The 19,094-nt window shown below is 62.8% G+C and carries 17 protein-coding genes; 8 read left to right on the plus strand and 9 right to left on the minus strand.

Features of this window, described 5'->3' with window-relative positions; translation table 11 throughout:
• Window position 1: 1 nt before the first annotated feature.
• Window positions 2-1,201 (minus strand): toxic anion resistance protein, encoded by a 1,200-nt coding sequence (locus ACP7BL_RS03230; protein ID WP_426257603.1) that lies wholly within the window; start codon window positions 1,199-1,201, stop codon window positions 2-4.
• A gap of 172 nt (window positions 1,202-1,373) precedes the next feature.
• On the opposite strand from ACP7BL_RS03230, the gene ACP7BL_RS03235 reads away from it, so the two are divergent.
• The 4 genes from ACP7BL_RS03235 (at window position 1,374) to ACP7BL_RS03250 (ending at window position 7,146) form a co-directional block, all read left to right on the plus strand.
• Entirely contained in the window at window positions 1,374-3,743 is a 2,370-nt protein-coding gene (locus ACP7BL_RS03235) for a TonB-dependent receptor (protein WP_426257604.1), read from the plus strand.
• A gap of 127 nt (window positions 3,744-3,870) precedes the next feature.
• The gene (gene typA / locus ACP7BL_RS03240) at window positions 3,871-5,712 is read left to right on the plus strand and encodes a translational GTPase TypA (RefSeq protein WP_033965586.1); all 1,842 of its coding nucleotides are present in this window, start codon (window positions 3,871-3,873) and stop codon (window positions 5,710-5,712) included.
• 308 nt (window positions 5,713-6,020) lie between these two features.
• Window positions 6,021-6,296, plus strand: a complete 276-nt coding sequence (locus ACP7BL_RS03245; RefSeq protein ID WP_126847830.1) for a hypothetical protein — start codon at window positions 6,021-6,023, stop codon at window positions 6,294-6,296.
• A 202-nt stretch (window positions 6,297-6,498) separates the two neighbouring features.
• Window positions 6,499-7,146, plus strand: coding sequence for an outer membrane protein (locus ACP7BL_RS03250; RefSeq protein ID WP_033965583.1), 648 nt, complete (start codon window positions 6,499-6,501; stop codon window positions 7,144-7,146).
• 227 nt (window positions 7,147-7,373) lie between these two features.
• Here the strand turns inward: ACP7BL_RS03250 and ACP7BL_RS03255 are convergent, their stop codons facing one another.
• Entirely contained in the window at window positions 7,374-8,042 is a 669-nt protein-coding gene (locus tag ACP7BL_RS03255; RefSeq protein ID WP_426257605.1) for a peptidylprolyl isomerase, read from the minus strand.
• Window positions 8,043-8,049: 7 nt separating this feature from the next.
• Window positions 8,050-8,451: an EVE domain-containing protein gene (locus ACP7BL_RS03260; RefSeq protein ID WP_126847834.1), complete on the minus strand. Its 402-nt coding sequence runs from the start codon at window positions 8,449-8,451 to the stop codon at window positions 8,050-8,052.
• 142 nt (window positions 8,452-8,593) lie between these two features.
• Here ACP7BL_RS03260 and ACP7BL_RS03265 point away from each other — a divergent pair, with 142 nt between their 5' ends.
• On the plus strand, window positions 8,594-8,992 hold the full coding sequence (locus tag ACP7BL_RS03265) for a hypothetical protein (RefSeq protein ID WP_033965581.1): 399 nt from the start codon (window positions 8,594-8,596) through the stop codon (window positions 8,990-8,992).
• A 93-nt stretch (window positions 8,993-9,085) separates the two neighbouring features.
• Window positions 9,086-9,364 carry a DUF3297 family protein gene (locus ACP7BL_RS03270; RefSeq protein WP_426257606.1) on the plus strand — a complete coding sequence of 93 codons (279 nt, stop codon included), beginning with the start codon at window positions 9,086-9,088 and terminating at the stop codon, window positions 9,362-9,364.
• A gap of 117 nt (window positions 9,365-9,481) precedes the next feature.
• Here ACP7BL_RS03270 and ACP7BL_RS03275 read toward each other — a convergent pair whose 3' ends face one another.
• Together ACP7BL_RS03275 and ACP7BL_RS03280 are read right to left on the minus strand one after the other, a co-directional pair.
• Window positions 9,482-10,282, minus strand: coding sequence for a LytR/AlgR family response regulator transcription factor (locus ACP7BL_RS03275; protein ID WP_010404257.1), 801 nt, complete (start codon window positions 10,280-10,282; stop codon window positions 9,482-9,484).
• A complete protein-coding gene (locus ACP7BL_RS03280; RefSeq protein WP_033965578.1) occupies window positions 10,279-11,403 on the minus strand; it encodes a sensor histidine kinase in 1,125 nt (374 codons plus the stop codon). Before ACP7BL_RS03280 ends, ACP7BL_RS03275 begins: the two co-directional genes overlap by 4 nt.
• Window positions 11,404-11,523: 120 nt before the next feature.
• On the opposite strand from ACP7BL_RS03280, the gene ACP7BL_RS03285 reads away from it, so the two are divergent.
• On the plus strand, window positions 11,524-12,120 hold the full coding sequence (locus ACP7BL_RS03285) for an HD domain-containing protein (RefSeq protein WP_426257607.1): 597 nt from the start codon (window positions 11,524-11,526) through the stop codon (window positions 12,118-12,120).
• An 85-nt stretch (window positions 12,121-12,205) separates the two neighbouring features.
• Here ACP7BL_RS03285 and ACP7BL_RS03290 read toward each other — a convergent pair whose 3' ends face one another.
• The 4 genes from ACP7BL_RS03290 to ACP7BL_RS03305 form a co-directional block, all read right to left on the minus strand.
• Window positions 12,206-15,538 carry a TonB-dependent receptor gene (locus ACP7BL_RS03290; RefSeq protein ID WP_126847840.1) on the minus strand — a complete coding sequence of 1,111 codons (3,333 nt, stop codon included), beginning with the start codon at window positions 15,536-15,538 and terminating at the stop codon, window positions 12,206-12,208.
• Between the two features lie 177 nt (window positions 15,539-15,715).
• Window positions 15,716-17,851 carry an NAD-dependent DNA ligase LigA gene (gene ligA, locus ACP7BL_RS03295; RefSeq protein WP_426257608.1) on the minus strand — a complete coding sequence of 712 codons (2,136 nt, stop codon included), beginning with the start codon at window positions 17,849-17,851 and terminating at the stop codon, window positions 15,716-15,718.
• Window positions 17,852-17,891: 40 nt separating this feature from the next.
• On the minus strand, window positions 17,892-18,119 hold the full coding sequence (locus ACP7BL_RS03300) for a hypothetical protein (protein WP_231565191.1): 228 nt from the start codon (window positions 18,117-18,119) through the stop codon (window positions 17,892-17,894).
• Between the two features lie 55 nt (window positions 18,120-18,174).
• On the minus strand, window positions 18,175-18,381 hold the full coding sequence (locus ACP7BL_RS03305) for a cold-shock protein (RefSeq protein ID WP_010185321.1): 207 nt from the start codon (window positions 18,379-18,381) through the stop codon (window positions 18,175-18,177).
• Window positions 18,382-18,748: 367 nt separating this feature from the next.
• Between ACP7BL_RS03305 and ACP7BL_RS03310 the strand changes: the two genes are divergently transcribed.
• The gene (locus tag ACP7BL_RS03310) at window positions 18,749-19,066 is read left to right on the plus strand and encodes a hypothetical protein (RefSeq protein WP_033965575.1); all 318 of its coding nucleotides are present in this window, start codon (window positions 18,749-18,751) and stop codon (window positions 19,064-19,066) included.
• Window positions 19,067-19,094: the final 28 nt, after the last annotated feature.

The raw sequence follows: 19,094 nt of genomic DNA on the forward strand, positions 1-19,094 counted from the left end.
GTTACTCCGCTTCCAGCTTGAAGCTGGCGTCGGGGCCGGACAGGCGGTTCTGCGCGGCACCCTCGGCGCGGGCGATATAGCCCTTCGACTTTTCGACTTCATTGGACAGCGTGCCGACCGTCGCCTTCATCGAATCGAGCGCTTTCAGCTTGAAGCTGTCGATCGCGTCCATCGTGTCATAGATGTTCTGGAAGGCGCGCTGCAGCGTTTCGACCGGGATGGTCGAGGCGGCGGCCTGTTCGTGGATGGTCGCGGTTTGCGATTTGAGCAGCTTGCCCGTCGCATCGATGATGTTCGCGGTTGTCGTGTTGAGCGCGGTGATCTGGTCGAGCACCAGCTTCTGGTTGGCGAGCGCCTGCGCCACCGTCACCGCGGTGCGCAAGGCGGAGACGGTGGTGGTGGAGGCGCGATCGACGCCCTTCACCAGCTCGACATTGTTCTTCTTGACCAGATCGAGCGCGAGATAGCCCTGCACCGTCACCGCCATTTGCGTCAGCAGGTCCTGCGTGCGCTGGCGGACATAGAAGAGCGCGCTTTCGCGGATCGCCTTGGCCTTGGCCGGGTCGCTATGGTCGAGATCGTTCGCTTTCTCTTCCAGCCGCGCATCCATTTCCTTGGACAGCACGATCATCTGTTCGAGCCGCCCCATTGCAGTCCACAGATTGGCGCGCTCGGTGTCGATCGCGGCATTGTCCATCAACAGCTCGTCCTTGCCGCGCGCGAGCGTCTTGAGGATCGCCGAAATGTGCGATTGCGAGGAACGATATTTGTCGAAATAGGTGTTGATGCCGCCGCCGAAGATTTTGCTCAGCATCCCCCGGCCAGAGATCAGCTTGCCGTTGACCGAGGGATCGAGCTTTTCGATCGTGCGGCGCAGTTCGGTAAGGTCGGCACCGATCCCGGTCTCGCCGTCCATCGCCTTGACCGGGCGATCAAGAAAGCGGTTCGACTGATCGGCGGCGGCGCGGATTTCCTTCTGGCCCATCGCCGAGATGGCATCGACGCGCTTGCCGAATTCGGGCGAGTTCACATCCTGCGCGACGAGATCGTCGACGAAATCGGCGACCTTCGCCTGCAGCTTGGTGCGCACGCCGTCTTCGACCGGGACGAGACCCACCGCCTTTTCGGGCGCGAGCGCGGGCACCGGGTCAGGTGGGGTCAGCACCAGGGGGGTCGTTTCGCTATCGGCAGCGGTCGCCATGTCGTCACTCCAGCCGGGGATGCCCCTAAATGAAGCGGAATGCTGCGGGGTTCAAGTGTATCGTTTTTATAATACACCAATTGTCACGCAATCGTCACGATAAAGACCCGAATCCGACGCGAGGTGCCGATACCGCACCGCAACAAAGTGTGTAAAACAAAAGGGGTTATCGATGCGTCGTTCCTTCTCGCTCGCGTTTGCGGGCGTTCTCCTCGGTTGTTCGTCAACGGCGGCGCTCGCCCAGTCGGCCACCGCAGCAGAGACGCCCGAGGCGCAAGGCGGCGACATCATCGTCACCGCGCAGAAGCGCGAGCAGAAGCTGCAGGACGTGCCGATCACGGTGTCGGCGCTGACCGGCGCACAGATGCAAACGCTGGGCGTCAATTCGCTCGCCGAAGTGGCGATGTACGTTCCGGGTCTGCGCATTCAGGAGCAAAGCGACAACAATCCTGGCTTCGTGATCCGTGGCATCACCTCGGATAGCGGCTCGGCACAGCAAGGCGCGCGCGTTTCGCTATACTACAACGGCGTCGACATCTCTCGCACGCGTGGCGCATATCAGGATCTGTTCGATCTTGAGCGTATTGAAGTCGTGAAGGGGCCGCAGGCGACGCTGTTCGGCACCGCATCCGCAGTTGGCGCGGTGAACATCATCTCGGCCCGGCCCAAGACCGGAACCTCCGCCGGGATCATTGCGTCCTACGGCAATTACAATCGCGGCCAGGTCTCGGGCTTCGTCAATGTCGGCAATGACACGCTCGCGGCGCGTCTCGCCTTCGCCTACAAATATCATGACGGCTTTGTCCGCAACATCGCCGGTGACCCCAATGTGCCCAACCAGAATCAGGGCAAGACCAAGCAAGACGATCTCAATGGTCAGGATCAGCGCGGCATTCGCGGTTCGGTGCGCTGGGCACCGACCGATGCGCTTACCGCCACTTTGGTGCTGACCTATGACGGCCAGCGCAACCCCGGCACGGCGTTCCGTTCGCGCGCGCAAGCGCCGACCGGCGGCAATGGCGGCGACTATAGCTACGCCGAACTGTCGGGTTCGCCTTATAGTGCGCAAGTGCTGGGGGGCGCCAAGCTCGGCCTGAAGCGTGACGTCTATGACGCCAACTTCACGCTGACGGCGGAACTGGCCCCAGGTGTCAGCTTCACCACCGTCAACGGCTATCGCAAGTTCAACAGCAACGAAGTGTTCGACGCCGATGGCGGCCCGGCCTGGTATCTGGAATTTGCCGAGGATGCGCGCGGCGACCAATATAGCCATGAAGGCCGCTTCAACTTCACCGGCGACACCTACCGCGCGTCGTTCGGCTGGAACGCGTTCTTCGAAAACAATCTGCAGCGCGTGCCCTTCTCGACCGAAGAGGGCACCTATCTGACCTGCGCCGGTGCCTTGCCCGCCGGGACGCGCGCCGCCTTGCTCGCGGCTGGCATCCCGAGCGGCCCGGGTTGCGTCCTGCCGAATGGCACCGTTGCCGCGGCGGGGGCGACCGCGCTGTTGACGCGCGGCGCGGCGACCGCAATTCCGTATTCCTCGGTCTTCACCAACTACGGCACCAACGACACCTATTCGGTCTTCGCCGACGGCACCTGGCTGCCGACCCCGCGGCTCGAGCTCACCGCCGGTGCGCGCATTCTGATCGAGAAGCGCAAGTCGGGTTACAGCTCGGTGCAGCCCAATTCGGTGCTCGCCGGCGTGCCGTTATTGCCCACGGTCAGCACGGGCGGCGTCAAGTTCACTGCGCAGCGCAGTTTCTCGGCGATCCTGCCGCGCTTCAACGCGCTGTATCGTTTGACCGATGGCATCAACCTTTATGCCACGATCAGCAAAGGCCGCCGCTCGCCGGTGGTGCAATTGTCCGCGGCGACTTCGGGTGGCGTGGCGGTGCCGAGCCTGCAAGTGGTGCCCGACGAAGTCGTGTGGAATTACGAGGGCGGTATCAAGGCCAAGATCGGCGCGTTCAGCGGATCGCTCGGCGTCTTCTACCAGGATTATAACGGCTTCCAGGTGACCGTTACCGACGGCGCGGGCAAGACCACCACGCAAAGCGCGGGCAAGGCGCGCAACCCCGGCGTCGAGCTGGAGGGCAATTGGCGGGTCAATTCGCTGCTGCAGCTGTTCGGCAACTTTGCCTATGTCGATGGCAAGATCGCCAATAACCCGGCCTATGGCGTCTATTCGGGCGCGCAGTTCCGCCTGCAGCCGAAATATAGCGCTTCGGGCGGCGCGACCTTGCGCGTTCCGGCCGGAAGCATGACCTTCTACGCCACGCCCTCGGCCACCTATCAGAGCAAGGAATATTTCGAGCTGCCCAATTCTGAGGCGATCAGCCAGGGCGGCTATGCACTGGTCAACGTCCGGGCGGGCGTCGAGCTGGCGGGCGGGCGTTATCAAATCGGCGGTTTCGCCCGCAATGCGCTCGACCGTAAATATCTGATCGACGCGGGCAACACCGGTGGCGGTTTCGGTATTCCGACCTATATCCGTGGCGAACCGCGCGTTTACGGCGTCGAAGTCAGCGGCAAGTTCTGATCGCCGCACTTCGTTCAGCCTTGATCGAAACGGGCCGGGCAGCACAGTGTGTTGCCCGGCCTTGTTGCACCGCACCGTTTCGGCTAGGGGCACGCGATCCTTTTCCCGATTTTGTAACGAGACAGACATGAGCCTCCGCAACGTGGCCATCATCGCACACGTCGATCATGGTAAGACAACTCTGGTCGATCAGCTCTTCCGCCAGTCCGGCACCTTCCGCGACAACCAGCGCATCGAAGAGCGCGCGATGGATTCGAACGACCTCGAAAAAGAGCGCGGCATCACCATTCTCGCCAAGCCGACTTCGGTCGACTGGACTCCGCCGGGCGAAACCGAGAGCGTGCGCATCAACATCGTCGATACCCCCGGCCACGCCGATTTCGGCGGTGAAGTCGAGCGCATCCTGTCGATGGTCGACGGTGTCGTCCTGCTGGTCGATTCGTCGGAAGGCGCGATGCCGCAGACCAAGTTCGTCACCGGCAAGGCGCTGGCGCTGGGCCTGAAGCCGATCGTCGTGGTCAACAAGGTCGACCGCAACGACGCGCGCATCCAGGAAGTGCTGGACGAAGTGTTCGACCTGTTCGTGTCGTTGGACGCGAATGACGAGCAGCTCGATTTCCCCGTGCTCTACGCATCGGGCCGCAACGGCTATGCCTCGACCGACATGGACGCGCGCGAAGGCACGCTGATCCCGATGTTCGAGACGATCATCAGCCACGTTCCGCCACCCGCCGTGGAAGTGGCCGGCGTGCCGTTCACCTTCCTCGTCACGCTGCTCGACCGCGATCCATTCCTCGGCCGTATCCTGACCGGCCGCGTCAATTCGGGCACGGTCAAGGTCAACCAGCCGATCCACGCGCTCGACAATGATGGCAAGATCATCGAGACCGGTCGCGCCTCCAAGATCATGTCGTTCCGCGGGCTCGACCGCGTGCCGGTCGACGAAGCCAAGGCAGGCGACATCATCAGCCTCGCCGGTCTGACCGTCGCGACCGTCGCCAACACCATCGCCGACATCACCGTGACCGAGCCGCTGCACGCACAGCCGATCGATCCGCCCACGCTGTCGATGCGCTTTGCCGTCAACGATTCGCCGATGGCGGGGCGTGAGGGCACCAAGGTGACCAGCCGCATGATCCGCGACCGTTTGTTCCGCGAAGCCGAATCGAACGTCGCCGTGAAGGTGGTGGAAGCCGCCGACAAGGACAGCTTCGAAGTCGCCGGTCGCGGCGAGCTTCAGCTTGGCGTGCTGATCGAGACGATGCGCCGTGAGGGTTTCGAACTGGGCATTTCGCGTCCGCGCGTGCTGTTCCAGGAAGATGAGGACGGCAAGAAGACCGAGCCATATGAAACGGTCATCATCGATGTGGACGAGGAATATTCGGGCACCGTCGTCGAGAAGATGAACCTGCGCAAAGCCGAGCTGACCGACATGCGTCCGTCAACCGGCGGCAAGACGCGCATCACCTTCTCCGCGCCGTCGCGCGGGATGATCGGCTATCACGGCGAGTTCCTGTCGGACACGCGCGGCACCGGCATCATGAACCGCCTGTTCGAGCGTTACGGCCCGCACAAGGGCAATATCGAAGGCCGCAAGAACGGCGTGCTGATCTCGAACGGTGCGGGCGAAGCGAATAGCTATGCGCTAGGGCCGCTCGAAGAGCGCGGCATCCTGTTCGTCGGGCACGGCGAGGCGCTGTACGAGGGCATGATCGTCGGCGAGAACGCCAAGCCGGACGATCTCGAAGTCAACCCGATGAAGACCAAGGCGCTGACCAACTTCCGCGCTTCCGGCGGCAAGGACGACGCGATCCGCCTGACCCCGCCCAAGAAGATGACGCTGGAACAGGCGATTGCGTACATCGACGATGACGAAATGGTCGAAGTGACGCCCAAGTCGATCCGCCTGCGCAAGCGCTACCTCGACCCGAACGAGCGCAAGCGCGCGGCGCGGGCGAAGCAGTCGTAAGCGACGCGAGAGCGTGGTAACACCGGGGCCGGGCGCGACAGCGTCCGGCCTTTTTGTTTGGGGGTATGGCGGGGCAGGGCTGACGCGCTGCGCTGCTTTTGGCGCTCGGTGGAAGAAATCGCCGGCGACGGAGCGGGGATGGGGCGATGCCCTAATCGGTGCCCACGCGGCACCCAATAAGTAACTTCCGCAGCTTTCGCTTGCTCCGCCGCAGGGCGCATAGCGCGCGCGGGGGCGCGTCGCCGTCGCGCTGCACTCGCGATGGCGACGGTTCCCGTTGCCAGCGCACGAACACCACAGGAGCACCTATGTCCACCGATCCGAAATCCACCGATTTGTCGCGTCGTCGGCTCTTGTCGCTTGCGGCGGCCGGGGGCGGTGCGTTGCTGGTGGGCGCTGTCGCCGCCGCACCTGCCGCCGCCGCGACCAAGCTGCCGCAAAAGGCTGTCCATTATCAGCCCCAACCCAAGGGCAAGGCGCGGTGCGACACCTGCCTCCAGTGGCAAGCCCCCAAGGCGTGCAAGCTGGTTGCGGGCGATATCGCGCCATCGGGCTGGTGCTCGCTTTACGCGCACAAGGCCTGAACGCAGCGACCGCGGCACGGGCCGCCAGACTCCCCGTTTCGTTCATCCTGCAGCAAGAAACTGTTGCAGATATGTGACGAAACGGGCCGTCAGGACTTTATCCTTGCTGCAGTGCAACTTAGCGTGATGACCCTTGTTGGGTCGGCTGCGGGACACCGACGCGATCGTCGGCACCCCTAACAGTCGAACAAAGGTCATTATTATGCGTACTTTCAAACTCGCCGCCGTCGCTTTGGCGGCTTTCGCCAGCGTCCCGGCTTTCGCGCAGGACGCCGCACCGGCCGCACCGGCAGACACCACGCCGACCGCACCCGACGGCTCGCGCGCGTTTGGCATCGAGCCTTACATCGGCGTGATGGGCGGCTGGGAACAGTTCGATAACGAGCGCAACCACGGTATCCCGCAGGCGCTGAACGCCGATGGCTCGCTGCGCAACAACTACCGTCTCGCAGGCGCGTTGGTACAGGGCGTGGCCGGCATCAACGTGCCGCTGGGGCCGGTGTTCGTCGGTGCGGAAGGCAATCTTGCCAAAGGCGTCTCTGGCAACATCAACTGGGAATATGGCGCAGCCGGTCGTTTCGGCGTGCGCGCCGGTGACAGCGGCATGTTCTACGGCAAGGTCGGCTATCAGTGGGTCGAGTTCGATCATTATTCGACCTACTCGACCGGCAATACCAGCAAGAAGCAGTATGGCGACATCACCTACGGGATCGGCACCGAGTTCGGCCCGAAAGACATCGGCCTGAAGGGCATCACCGGCAATGCCGGCGTCCGCATCCGTGCCGAAGTGAACACTTATGGTGATTTCCACAGCTTCCGCCCGATGATGGGCCTGATCACGCACTTCTAAGCCTTACGGCTTAGCGTGTCGGAAGGGGCGGGGGATGGCGACATTCCCCGCCCTTTTTGCGTGCGGGGGCGCTAGGGGCGCTTCCTCTTAAAGAGGACCATCCCAATTCCGTTCGGGCTGAGCCTGTCGAAGCCCCGCCCCCCGCCCTATGCGAGCCCTTCTGTTGCGGAGAGAGCCCTTCGACAGGCTCAAGGTGACGGAGGTGGATTCTCCCTCAAAATAAAACCCTAGCGCTTCACGCCCCTGAGCATTTGCCACACTTTGGGCGCACCGGTCGGCTTGGCCACGCCGTCGAGCCGTTCGGCGCGCAGGATCGGGATCGGCTTGACCATCAACTGGCCCTTGAACGCTCCCTCCCCGCCGGGGGAGGTTGGCTCGGCCAGCATCCGCTTGACCACGTCCATCCCCGCAATCACCCGCCCGAAGGCGGCATAGCCGACAAAGCCCGGCCGCGCGTCGAGCGAAGGGTTGGGGCCGACCATGATCGAGAAGTTCCCCGTGGCCGAATCGGTGCGGTCATAGCGCGCCATCGACAGCACGCCGTCGAGATGCTTGATCCCGGTCTGGCTGGTCGGCTCGAGCGGCACCAGACCGAGCATGCGGTGCGCATCGGTGCCGATGCCGCCTTGCACGAAACCCGTTTTGGGCGCGGTCTTGCGGCGTGTCGCGCGGTAGAAGCTGGTGCCTTCGAACCGGCCATCGTCGACATAGGCGAGGAAATTGGCGACCGTCGCCGGGGCATGGCGCGCATCGAGCGCGATCACGATCGGCCCCGCGCCTGTCACCAGCCGCACGCGCACGATTGCGGGTTCGCGGGAAGGGGGCGGGGCAGGGGGTGCCTTGGCAGCGGTGACGAGCGCGAGCGCCCCGATCAACAGCAACGCGCGAACCCGCATCAAACCCTTACCCTTCACCCAGCGCCAGCAATGTCGTCCATTCGGCGTCGCGCACGGGCGATACCGAAAGCCGCGACTGGCGCAGCATCGCCAGATCGGCAAGCCCCGGCGTTGCCTTGATCGTCGCCAGCGGGACGGGCCGTGGCAAAGCGGCGAGCGGTTTGACCGCGACGGACACCCAGCGCGGATCGTCGCCATCGGGCCGGGCGGTGCGCGCGATCTCGACCGTTCCGACAATCTCCTTGGGACCGCCGCTATGGTAGAAAAAGGCGCGGTCGCCGACCTGCATCGCCTTCAGATGCAAGGCGGCGGCGGCGTTGCGCACGCCGGTCCATTCGGTACTGCCCTCGGCCAGCAGATCATCCCAACTGTAGCTGTCGGGTTCGGATTTGAGCAGCCAATAGGCCATCGCGACTTTCCTTCGCTGAACACCGGTTAAACACACCATTCCGCCCGCATTCAGGGCGACTCGCATATTGGTTGCAACAAGCTAGTCCGCCAATGCGTTATAGGGAGATGCATGCAGGGCTGCTGGAGTGAGGAGATTCGAGATGAACAGCCTGTTGAAGAAGATCGGTCTGGCAGCGGCGCTCGGCGCGACGGCTCTGACGGCGGCGGCTCCGGCGGAGGCGCAGCGCTGGGGTGGCGGATGGGGCCATCGCTATTATGGCCATAATGACGGCACCGGCACCGCCATCGTCGCGGGTATCGCTGGCCTTGCAGTGGGCGCCGCGCTCGCGTCGAACCGCAATGATCGCTACCGCGACGACTATTACCGCGAGCGCGGCTACGATCGTTATTATGACGACCGGTATTACCGCAGCCACGGTTACTACCCCAATGACGGCTATTACGCCTATCGCGCGCGTGCGGGCTATGACCGCTGCTGGATCGAGCGGCGCTACGATCGCTATTATGACGATTGGGTCCGCGTCCGCGTCTGCGATTGATTGCGGAGCGATCGGCAACACGGCGCGGGGCTTCGGCTCCGCGCCGTTTTCGTATCTGGCGTACGCGCCCATTTTGCGCCATGAGCCGCAATCATGACCGAGACCGATCTCCCCCCCGACCGCCTGTCTTCCAACCCGCGCAGCCCGCATTATGACGAAGCGGCGCTGTCGCGCGGCATCGGCATTCGCTTCAAGGGCGCGCAGCGCCATGACGTGGAGGAATATAGCCGCTCCGAAGGCTGGATTCGCGTTGCCCTGGGCAAGAAGGTCGATCGCCATGGACAGCCGCTGACGCTGAAGCTGTCGGGTGAGGTCGAGGCCTGGTTCGAGCGGCCGGCCGAGGGTGCCGAGACCGACGCGAGCGACACTTAACGCAAAGTGACCGTCATGCCGGGCTTGTCCCGGCATCCACCGTGCCGCGTGTCCTGCGCGCGCGTGTCATTGGCAGGGGTGGACCCCGGGACAAGCCCGGGGTGACGGTAATGCGATTTAGTGGACGAAGCGCGCCACCACGTCGCGGTAACTGCGCGACACCTTCACTTGCGCGTTCGACTGCAGCACCAGGAAGCATTCGCCATTGGTGTGCGGCTTTACCTCTTTGACCAAATCGAGGTTGACGATGGTCGAGCGGTGGACGCGCTGGAAGCGGCGCGGGTCGAGGCGGCGTTCGAGATCCTTCATCGTCTCGCGCAGCACCAGCGAATTGTCGCCGGTCTTGATGACCATATAGTCACCGGCGGCCTCGATCAGTTCGATCGTGTCGACGTCGACGCGGAAGATCTGCCCGCGATCCTTGATGTTGATGAGCTTTTCGAAGCGGTTGGACGAAACCTGTTCCCCGCCATCGGTGAGCGTCTCGACCGAGTCCGGCGCGATCTCGGCGATCACTTCCTTCAGCCGGTCGACCTCCTCGATTCCGCGCTTTTCGGTCAGGCGCTGGCGCACACGGTCGAGCGTGTCGGCGAGGCGACTCTCTTCGACCGGTTTCATCAGATAATCGACCGCGTCGGTCTCGAACGCCTTTAGCGCATGGTCGGAATAAGCGGTCACGAACACGAATAACGGTGGTTCTACCTCCATCAGCCCCTGGACGACCGAAAAGCCGTCAAAGCCGGGCATTTGAATGTCGAGAAAAACGAGGTCGGGTTTGTTGGTCTTGATCGAGCGGATGGCCTCGCGGCCATTCTGGCAGGTATCGATGATCTCCACATCTTCATGGGCGGCCAGCCGCAGGGCGAGGCCCTGGGTTGCCAGTTTTTCGTCGTCGACGAGGATGGTGCGGATCGTCATGCGGCCTCTTTCTTCGGTTCCTCGAGCTGGAACGGGATTTCGATCTCGACCCCGAAACCGCCCCCCGGGATCGATCGCGTCTCGAATCTATGGTCCGGCCCATAAGCCTGGGCCAGTCTTTCCCTGATATTGGCAAGCCCGACCCCGGTTGAAAGGGTCTGGCTCGCAGAAACGCTCGGCCGTCCCCTGCTTTCGTTCAAGCCGGGGCCGGTGTCGGATACGACGATCTGCACCCTATCCCCGGCGAGCCGCGCCGTTACCGCGATTTCGGCACCGTCTTCCTGCGGCGTCACCGCATATTTGATCGCATTCTCGACCAGTGGCTGCAGCAGCAACGACGGTAGCCGCGCCTTGGCGACCCGCGGATCGAGCTCGAAGGTCGGCCGCAACCGATCCTCGAAGCGCATCTTCTCGATTTCGAGATAGAGCTTCAGCGTTTCGAACTCCTGCACCACCGTCACATTGGCGGTCGGTTCGTTGGCCAACGTATAGCGCAGGAACGAGGATAGTCGCCCGAGCATGGCGTTGGCGCGCTCGGTCTCTTTCAGCAGCACCAGCGTGGAAATGGAGTTGAGCGTGTTGAACAGGAAATGCGGGTTGAGCTGATAGCGCAGCATCGCCAGCTGCGCCGAGGAAGCGGTGTTCTCAAGGGCGGCGAGCTGATCGATCTGATCCTCGACAATCAGATAGAAATTGATCCCGAAATACAACGCGGTCCACCCGGCGAGCACGGTGAAGTTGAGGAAGATCGTGCCCAATACCAGCCCGAGGTTAAGCCCGGGGTTGCGCGCGTTGATGAAGGAAAACGAAAAGGCGTCGAGCACCGCATAGACCAGAGTCGCAGCGGCGAGTGTCAGCACCGTCAGGATTGCCATCGCAAAGCGCGGCTGGCGACGGTAATAATGATACAGCGTCGAGAGCAGCAAGGTGATGCTGTATCCCACGATCGATTCGATCACGACCGGCACCATGCTGGTCATGTCGCTGGCGTTCGAAATGCTCGAAACGCTGCGCAGGATCAGATAGCCAGTCCACCCCGCCGCCTGCAGCGTCCAGAAGGCGCGGTTCTTGTCCTCGAAGAAGGGCCGCGAAAGGATCGCGGGTTGGGGGGGAAGCGACATGGGGCAGTCTTAGCCCGGCTGGGAGCGATGCGCAAAGTACGCTATCGTCCGCGCCACCGCGATAAGGCGGGCCCTCGCGCTGCATAACAAGCGGAGGAAGACGAGAGGAGAGAGAGCCGCATGAACCATCAGCCCGACCGCGCGCGCTTCAGCGCGATGGAGCATGGCACCCAGGCCGACTGGAAGATCATCTCCGGCCATTTCGCCGATTTCGCCAAGGGCTTGCCTGCGCGGGTGCTGACGCATTTGCAGTTGCTGGACGGCGATTATGGCGGCTTCCCGGTCGATCGGCTCGAACATTCACTGCAAACCGCGACGCGCGCGTACCGCGATGGCCGCGATGAAGCCTATGTGGTGATGGCGCTGTTGCACGACATTGGCGACACGCTGGGGACCTTCAATCATCCCGAGATCGGCGCGGCGATGTTGCGTCCGTTCGTGTCGGACCAACTGCACTGGATCGCCAACACGCACGGCGTGTTCCAGGGCTATTATTTCTTCCATTACATCGGCGGCGACCGCGACATGCGCGAATCGTACCGCGGCCACCCGCATTTCGAGGCCTGCGCCGAGTTTTGCGAGAAATACGATCAGGCCGCATTCGACCCGACCTATGACAGCGCGCCATTATCTTTCTTCGAGCCGATGGTGGGCCGGGTGTTCGCGCGGCCGATCACCTCCATCTATGCGAAGGTGGCGGAAGCAGGGGCGAGCTGACGTTCACGCCGGGCGGGCCGCAGAGTTAAAAAAAAAGGCCGCCGTCCCAGGGGACGGCGGCCAACTTTCTTAGGGTAAGAGCGCGTTAGAACTTAAAGCGTGCGCCGACGCGGATGAGGTACAGCGACTGAGCAGTGTTCACCGTTTCGTTCGGCGACTTGAAGCTGCTGTATTGATACTTGGCGCAAGCCCCGGCTGGATTGGTCGCCGACCCGACCACACCCGTGAGTGCAGCTCCCGCCGCGTTGAGGCAGGTTACCTGCACCACCGCCGAAGTGTACGGGAAGCCGGTATAATATTGACCGCCCCAGTTCTTGTTCAACAGGTTGGGCAGATTCTCAATGTCGGCAAACAACGAAATCCGCGAATGGAAGACGTAGGCCGGAAGTTCCTGCTCAAGATGGAGGTCGATACGGGTATTAGCGCGTGCCCGGGCGATGTTCTTAGGAGCAATCTTTCCGCGGAAATTCTTCAACTGCGTATTGTTGATGAGGTTGTCGAGCGCGGTCGCAGTTGTCGTATCATTCGCGGCATAGGTGACCAACGGATCGTTGAGGCCGGTCGGCACGTAGAGCAGGTAACGATCATTGTTCCCGGTGGTGCCGAATACCGACGAGCGACCCGTCGAAGTGTCCTGCATCGAGAAGCTGTAATGCTGTCCGGCGCGCGTTTCACCGAACAGTTGCACGACGGTGCGATAGTCGCCGAAGAAGGCGTGATCGAAGCCGACGCTATACTTGAACTGCCACTTTGTTTCGTTGCTGCTGATGCCGTAGCTGGCGTTGTTCGGATCAATCGAGGCTTGGGCGGCATAAAGCGAGCTTGCCACCGAAGACGTCGCGTTGCTGACGTCCTTCACGTCCTGCCAGGTGTAGCTGCCACCCACCGACAGGCCCCATGCAAAGTCTTTGTTAGCGCGCAGCGTGAAAATGTGGCTGCGACCACGCGACGTGTTGCCGATCTGGATGTCCGTGTTGGTATCGGCGGTTTGGATGCCAGCGCCCGGCGTCGGCAGGAAAGTGTAGCGTGGGCGGCCGTCCGGCAGGGTGCCGACAATCTGCGAGCGCAGATCGGTGAAGGTAACGGCCTGATTGACCTTCGAGAATACATAGTCCGCGCCCAGATCAACCCCGAACAGGCGGTAATCGGCCGAGAGCGTTGCGCGGGTCTGCGAAGGCAAGCGGAAGTCCGGTGCTACCGATGCCGTGGGTGCCGTCAGAAGCGACGCCGTATTGGAGGCGAGGAATGTATTGACTGCGCCCGGGATCGACGACCCCGTAACACCGTTGAGAGCAATCGCGCAGAGTGCAGCATTCGCACCGGTATTATAGGGAGCCGCGCACGTTGCGGTCGCCGTGCTCCCCGCCGCAACCGTTGCACGGTTTACAGTCGAGATACGGTTCTGGATGAAACCGCTGTTGCCGTACGAGTTCGAGAAATAGATGTCGGGCGTACCGCCGCTAAAAATGCCGATGCCACCACGCAGGCTAAGCGACGGAAGCGGCTTGTAGCTAAAGCTTACGCGCGGCTGGAACGCGCCCAGACCGTCAAAATTGTTGGTGTTCGAAAAGCCATAGCGATTGTAGAAATTCGGATTGTTAATAACCTGGCTGCGCGATCCATAGAGATCGTACCGGACGCCATAGGTAAGCCGCAGTTCGGGTGTGACGGACCAATCGTCCTGAAGGCCGAAGGTGTAGACGCCATATTTGAAATTGGACGTCGTGTCGTTCGGGTTCAGCGTCAGTGCGTTCTGATAGTCGAAAGAGCTCGCGTTGCGATTCTGGAAATCGGCGATCGAGTCAAAGTAATAGGAGCCAGCGCTATATTGCAGGAAGGCGTTGGTCGTGCGGTTCTCGGCGTATTCAAACAGGCCCTTGAAATCGTGCTGCCCAGCCTTGAAGCGCAGCAGGAAGGAGCCGTCATAAGTGTCCGTGAACAGAGCGTTGGTCTGACGGCTGATGTCCGGGCCAAGCGCGACAACCGGGTTGCCGCTGCCGCAGGAGGTCGCATTGTCGCCGTTACCAGCAACCGGCGTAAGGACGCTGGTCGGGGCGGTGCAGACGCGGAACTGCGCAAAGCCGCGGCCCAATTCAGGATTCTGGCCACGCGTATAGGCCTTGTAAACGAAACGCGTTTCGGTCGAGACCCGGTCACTCCAATCCGAGTTCAACTGGGCAATACCGGTACGCAGCAGTTCGGTCAGCTTGTAACCGTTCGAGGCGAGACCAAGAGCAGGCGACGTCGTCGATCCGCTGCTGTTTTGAAGGTTGTCCTGCGCATCGTATGCGTTGATGTAAGTAAGCGATAGGCGCTGGCCTTCAGTGACGTTCCAGTCAATTTTACCGACGATTTTCTCGTCGAGGTTGTTCGTAATCGCAAGAACCCCGCCGGCGTCGTAGTTATAAACACTTTTTGCGATCGACTGGACCGAGGCTACCTGCGCGTCGGTCAGATTGGGGACCTGGTTTACCGCTCCGGGGCTGAGTGGGCGGGGGTCAGTGTTCTTTTCATACGAAACCATCACGAACAGCTTGTCCTTGATGATCGGACCCGAGGCCGTAACGCCGTAGGTCTCACTCTTATATTTTGGCAAAGCGACGGGCAGCGCGCCGATTTGATTTCCCTGCAGACCGTCGGTGCTCTGCGAATAGAAACCGTTCAGGTGGTAGGAATTTGTGCCCGACAGCAGGGTCGTGTCGATGACGCCGCCCTGGAAATTGCTCTGGCGGATATCATACGGTGCGATCGAAACCGACACCTGACCGATCGCGTCAAACGGAACCGGGCCTCGCTTGGTGGGGCTGGCATCAGGGTTAAGGCCGAAGTTGTCGCCAACCTGCGCGCCGTTGATGGTGAAGCGGTTGAAGCGGGGATTTACGCCAGCGAAGGATACGGCGCTGCCGCCGCCGCTGCTGCGGTCGAACGTCGCGAAGGGGCTGCGACGTTCGATGTCGCGAATGTCTCGATTGACCGAGGCGACTTTGCTGACGTCGCGTTGGTTGAGGACGGTCTGCGGACCATCCGACGTAATGCCGGCTCGTTTGATTGATTTGGCGGTCACGACGATGTCAGCACCGCTGTCAGATTTTGCGCCGACCTCGATCGGAAGATCGTAAGGAGCACCAACAACCGTGAAGATTCCGGTGATCTGAGTGTTGCCGGCGGCGCTTGTCACGTCGATCGTATAGGGACCGCCAGCGCGCAGGCCGGATGCCGAAAAGCTGCCAGACGAGTCCGTAGATGCGCGTGAAACGGTGCCCGACGAGGTGTCCGTGACCGTAATCGTTGCATTGTTAACCGGAGCGCCGTTGGCGGTGACCGAGCCGCGGATAATCGCTGTCGTTTCCTGGGCGCTTGCCGCAGCCGGAATCATAAGCGCGGCCACGGCCACGCCAAGAAGAAGATTATGTCGCATGATATTGCCCCTGTGTTCCTGATCGCGGAAAACGCGACTGTCTCGTCGCCTGGCGCCCCCATGCGACTTAAATATTTCGGTTAGATGACAATCACGATTCCGCAAGGTACATGAAGCATTCAGTAATGATGCGTTGCAAAATGGCATCACTGGCGGACTTCGGCGTGGCGATCCCCTTTACCCCGCAGCCGCAACAATCTCCGCCCAACCCGCTTCGTCGACGACGGAAATGCCCAATTCGGCGGCCTTTTTCAGCTTTGAGCCCGCACCCGGGCCGGCCACGACCAGATCGGTCTTGGCCGACACCGAGCCCGACACGCGCGCGCCGAGTGCCTCCGCCTGGGCCTTGGCTTCGTCGCGACTCATCGTCTCCAGGCTGCCGGTGAACACGACCGTTTTGCCGCTGACGGGGGATTCGCGGGTTTCGTGGACGATATCGAGCGGCTCGACCTCGCGCAGCAAGGCGGCAATTACGTCCCGATTGTGCGGTTCTGCAAAGAATTCGATCAAGGCATCGGCGACTTCGGGGCCGATCCCCGCCGTCTCGATCGCGACGGCGAGCGCCTTGCCACGGCGAACCACGAATTTCGCGTCCGTCTCACCCAAAGCGGGGACGATCTCGGCACGCACCGCCAGCACGCGCTCGATCATGTCGGAAAACGCTGCCATGCTCACATAACGTCGCGCCAGGTCACGCGCGGTAATCTCGCCGACATGCCGGATGCCGAGCGCGAACAGGAAGCGGTCGAGTCCGATCTTGCGGCGCAGGTCGATTGCCGCGAGCAATTTGTCGACGACCAGCTCGGACATGCGATCGCGGGTGACGAGCGCCTCGCGATGTTCGTGCAGACGGAAGATGTCGGCGGGGGAGGCGATGAGGCCGTCGCGGAAAAACTCCTCAATGCGCACCAGCCCGAGGCCGCTAATGTCGAAGGCGTGGCGCGAGACAAAATGAATCAACCGCTCGACGCGCTGCGCCGGGCAGATCAGCCCGCCGGTGCAGCGCACGACAACCTCGCCCTCGCCACGCTCGGCGAGCGAGCCGCATTCGGGGCAGATGGTCGGAAAGACGAAGGCCGGGCGCTCCTCGGCGCGGGTCAGCACTTCGACGATTTGCGGGATGACGTCGCCCGCGCGCTGCAACACGACGCGGTCGCCGACGCGCGCGCCAAGCCGCTCGATCTCGTCGGCATTGTGGAGCGTGGCGTTGGCGACGACGACGCCGCCGACGGTGACGGGTTCCAGCCGCGCTACGGGCGTGAGCGCGCCGGTGCGGCCGACCTGGATATCGATCGCGAGCAAGGTCGTCTCGGCGCGTTCGGCGGGGAATTTGTGCGCGATCGCCCAGCGCGGGGTGCGGCCGACGGTGCCGAGCCGCTCCTGCCAGTCGAGCCGGTCGAGCTTGTAGACCACGCCGTCAATATCGAACGGCAGGTCGGCGCGCTGGTGTTCGATCGTGCGATACACGGCCAGCGCATCCGCGGCGGTCGCGGCGTGGGCGAAGCCCTGCGCCACCGGGAAGCCCCAGTCTCTGATCGCGGCGATCACTCCGCTTTGCGTCGCGCCGGGCAGCGCGCTCGCCTCGCCCCAACCCCAGGCGAAGAAACGCAACGGGCGCGTCGCGGTGACGGCGGCGTCCTTCTGGCGCAGCGATCCGGCGGCGGCGTTGCGCGGGTTGGCGAATTGGCGCGCCTCCTTGCCCGTGCCCTCGGCCTCGGCGAGCAGGCGCGCGTTGAGGGCGGCAAAATCGGCCTTGGCCATATACACTTCGCCGCGCACCTCGAAGATGGCGGGCGCGTCGGCGGGGAGGCTTTGCGGAATGTCGGCGATGTGGCGGACATTGGCGGTGACATCTTCGCCGACCTGCCCGTCGCCGCGCGTGAGCGCCTGGACGAGCTGCCTGTTTTCGTAGCGGAGCGAACAGGACAGGCCGTCAATCTTGGGTTCGGCGGTGAGTTCTACCGGTGCGTCCTCGGGCAAAGCGAGGAAGCGGCGGACGCGGCCGACGAAATCGGCGACGTCTTCGTCGGTAAAGGCATTGTCGAGGCTGGTCATTGGCCGCGCATGGGCGACCTTGGCGAGATGCGCGGCGGGGGCGGCACCGACCTGGACGCTCGGCGAATCGCTGCGCACCAGATGCGGGAACGCCGCCTCGATCGCGGCATTGCGGCGCACCAGCGCATCATAGTCCGCGTCCGAAATCTCGGGCGCGTCATCGGTGTGATACAGGCGGTTGTGGTGCGCGATCACCTCCGCCAGCCGGGCCAGCTCGGTTGCGGCGGTATCATCGGTCGTGGGGAGGGCATGGGCCATCCCCCTTCGCTAGCGGAGGACGGGTAGCGGTTTCAATCCGCTAATCGTCTTCGCTGGCGTCCATCTCGGCGAGATGCTTGGCCTCTTCGTTGGTCGAACGGCGCTCGGCGGTCTTTTCCGCGCGGCTGGCCATTTCGTCCCAGGCCTTGGCGGCGCGCAGCCAGCGGCCGCGAACATTGTCGAGGGTGGCCGTAGCCGCGTCGGACTCGGCCTGACGGGCGCGGTCGCGATAGAACAGGGCGGTGGTGTTCGTGGGATATCTCCGCAAATTGGAGGGAAACGAGAAAGCGGGGCGCCGCCGCTTGGCGACACCCCGTATTGGCTCAGGCTTGCGCCAGCCGCACGGCCGAAACCTTGCCGCGACGGTCTTCTTCCAGCTCGTAGGAAACGCGCTGGTCGCGGTCGAGCGTCGCCATGCCAGCGGCTTCCACCGCGCTGATGTGGACGAAGGCATCGCCACCGCCGCCCTCGGGCGCGATGAAACCATAACCCTTGTCGGCGTTGAAGAACTTAACGGTGCCGATAGCCATACCTAATTCCTTACGTGCCGGTGCCGCGCCGCAGCGTCGGTACCGGATGGGGCCGAGATCGAAGACGGATGCGACGTCCGGCCCCGGCCGGCGCATCCGATCGCGACGCATCAGCCGTGCGCGGAAGATCCGCAGCGGACAGGCTGTGCAAGAAAGCGGGAAAGGAGAGCCAAGAGTGCGCATCCGATGCCAGGCAAGCGGGAGCGCGGGACGTCTCTCAGCCGCGCGATGCTTGAGAGCGGACTCGCGCGATAGGACGGCTGTAGCAGGTTGTGCGAGGAATGTCGTGGAGATTGCGCGGCGGCGGATTGTGTCGGTGGCAGATGGCCGTTAGCCTTTCCCGAACATCCCGGCAGAGGGGCCGACCATGATCCTGATGATGTTGGCCCTGGCACAGTCTGCACCTCCAGAGGACGAGCGGTCACATCGCGCGAGTGTCGATTTGCCCGCCGCCTGGCACCCGGCCTCTTGTCCCACCGCAGAGTCCGGCAGCGACATCGTTGTATGCGGCAGGCAAGACGTAGCCGAGAAATTCCGCGCGCGTCCGCTGCCGGAAAAATATGCGGAAGTGGGCGGGCCGGGGATCGGCATCGATCTCGGCAAGGGGGTGCGAGGCAATCTATATGCGGGGCAGGGGCGGACCAATGACAAGGGCATCATGTTTACCGTGACGATGCCGTTTTAACAGCCGATCCGCCGTCGTTCCGTCACCC

This window comes from Sphingomonas sp. DC1600-2 (genome assembly GCF_049897605.1).
Classification (GTDB): domain Bacteria; phylum Pseudomonadota; class Alphaproteobacteria; order Sphingomonadales; family Sphingomonadaceae; genus Sphingomonas.

What these genes read in the sequence shown, in the direction of transcription:
- ACP7BL_RS03235 (WP_426257604.1), top strand. Translation starts at nt 1,374, where the DNA reads ATGCGTCGTTCCTTCTCGCTCGCGTTTGCGGGCGTTCTCCTCGGTTGT.
- typA (WP_033965586.1), top strand. Translation starts at nt 3,871, where the DNA reads ATGAGCCTCCGCAACGTGGCCATCATCGCACACGTCGATCATGGTAAG.
- ACP7BL_RS03270 (WP_426257606.1), top strand. Translation starts at nt 9,086, where the DNA reads ATGACCGAGACCGATCTCCCCCCCGACCGCCTGTCTTCCAACCCGCGC.
- ACP7BL_RS03245 (WP_126847830.1), top strand. Translation starts at nt 6,021, where the DNA reads ATGTCCACCGATCCGAAATCCACCGATTTGTCGCGTCGTCGGCTCTTG.
- ACP7BL_RS03285 (WP_426257607.1), top strand. Translation starts at nt 11,524, where the DNA reads ATGAACCATCAGCCCGACCGCGCGCGCTTCAGCGCGATGGAGCATGGC.
- ACP7BL_RS03260 (WP_126847834.1), bottom strand. Translation starts at nt 8,451, where the DNA reads ATGGCCTATTGGCTGCTCAAATCCGAACCCGACAGCTACAGTTGGGAT.
- ACP7BL_RS03275 (WP_010404257.1), bottom strand. Translation starts at nt 10,282, where the DNA reads ATGACGATCCGCACCATCCTCGTCGACGACGAAAAACTGGCAACCCAG.
- ACP7BL_RS03230 (WP_426257603.1), bottom strand. Translation starts at nt 1,201, where the DNA reads ATGGCGACCGCTGCCGATAGCGAAACGACCCCCCTGGTGCTGACCCCA.
- ACP7BL_RS03280 (WP_033965578.1), bottom strand. Translation starts at nt 11,403, where the DNA reads ATGTCGCTTCCCCCCCAACCCGCGATCCTTTCGCGGCCCTTCTTCGAG.
- ACP7BL_RS03255 (WP_426257605.1), bottom strand. Translation starts at nt 8,042, where the DNA reads ATGCGGGTTCGCGCGTTGCTGTTGATCGGGGCGCTCGCGCTCGTCACC.
- ACP7BL_RS03310 (WP_033965575.1), top strand. Translation starts at nt 18,749, where the DNA reads ATGATCCTGATGATGTTGGCCCTGGCACAGTCTGCACCTCCAGAGGAC.
- ACP7BL_RS03265 (WP_033965581.1), top strand. Translation starts at nt 8,594, where the DNA reads ATGAACAGCCTGTTGAAGAAGATCGGTCTGGCAGCGGCGCTCGGCGCG.
- ligA (WP_426257608.1), bottom strand. Translation starts at nt 17,851, where the DNA reads ATGGCCCATGCCCTCCCCACGACCGATGATACCGCCGCAACCGAGCTG.
- ACP7BL_RS03290 (WP_126847840.1), bottom strand. Translation starts at nt 15,538, where the DNA reads ATGCGACATAATCTTCTTCTTGGCGTGGCCGTGGCCGCGCTTATGATT.
- ACP7BL_RS03305 (WP_010185321.1), bottom strand. Translation starts at nt 18,381, where the DNA reads ATGGCTATCGGCACCGTTAAGTTCTTCAACGCCGACAAGGGTTATGGT.
- ACP7BL_RS03250 (WP_033965583.1), top strand. Translation starts at nt 6,499, where the DNA reads ATGCGTACTTTCAAACTCGCCGCCGTCGCTTTGGCGGCTTTCGCCAGC.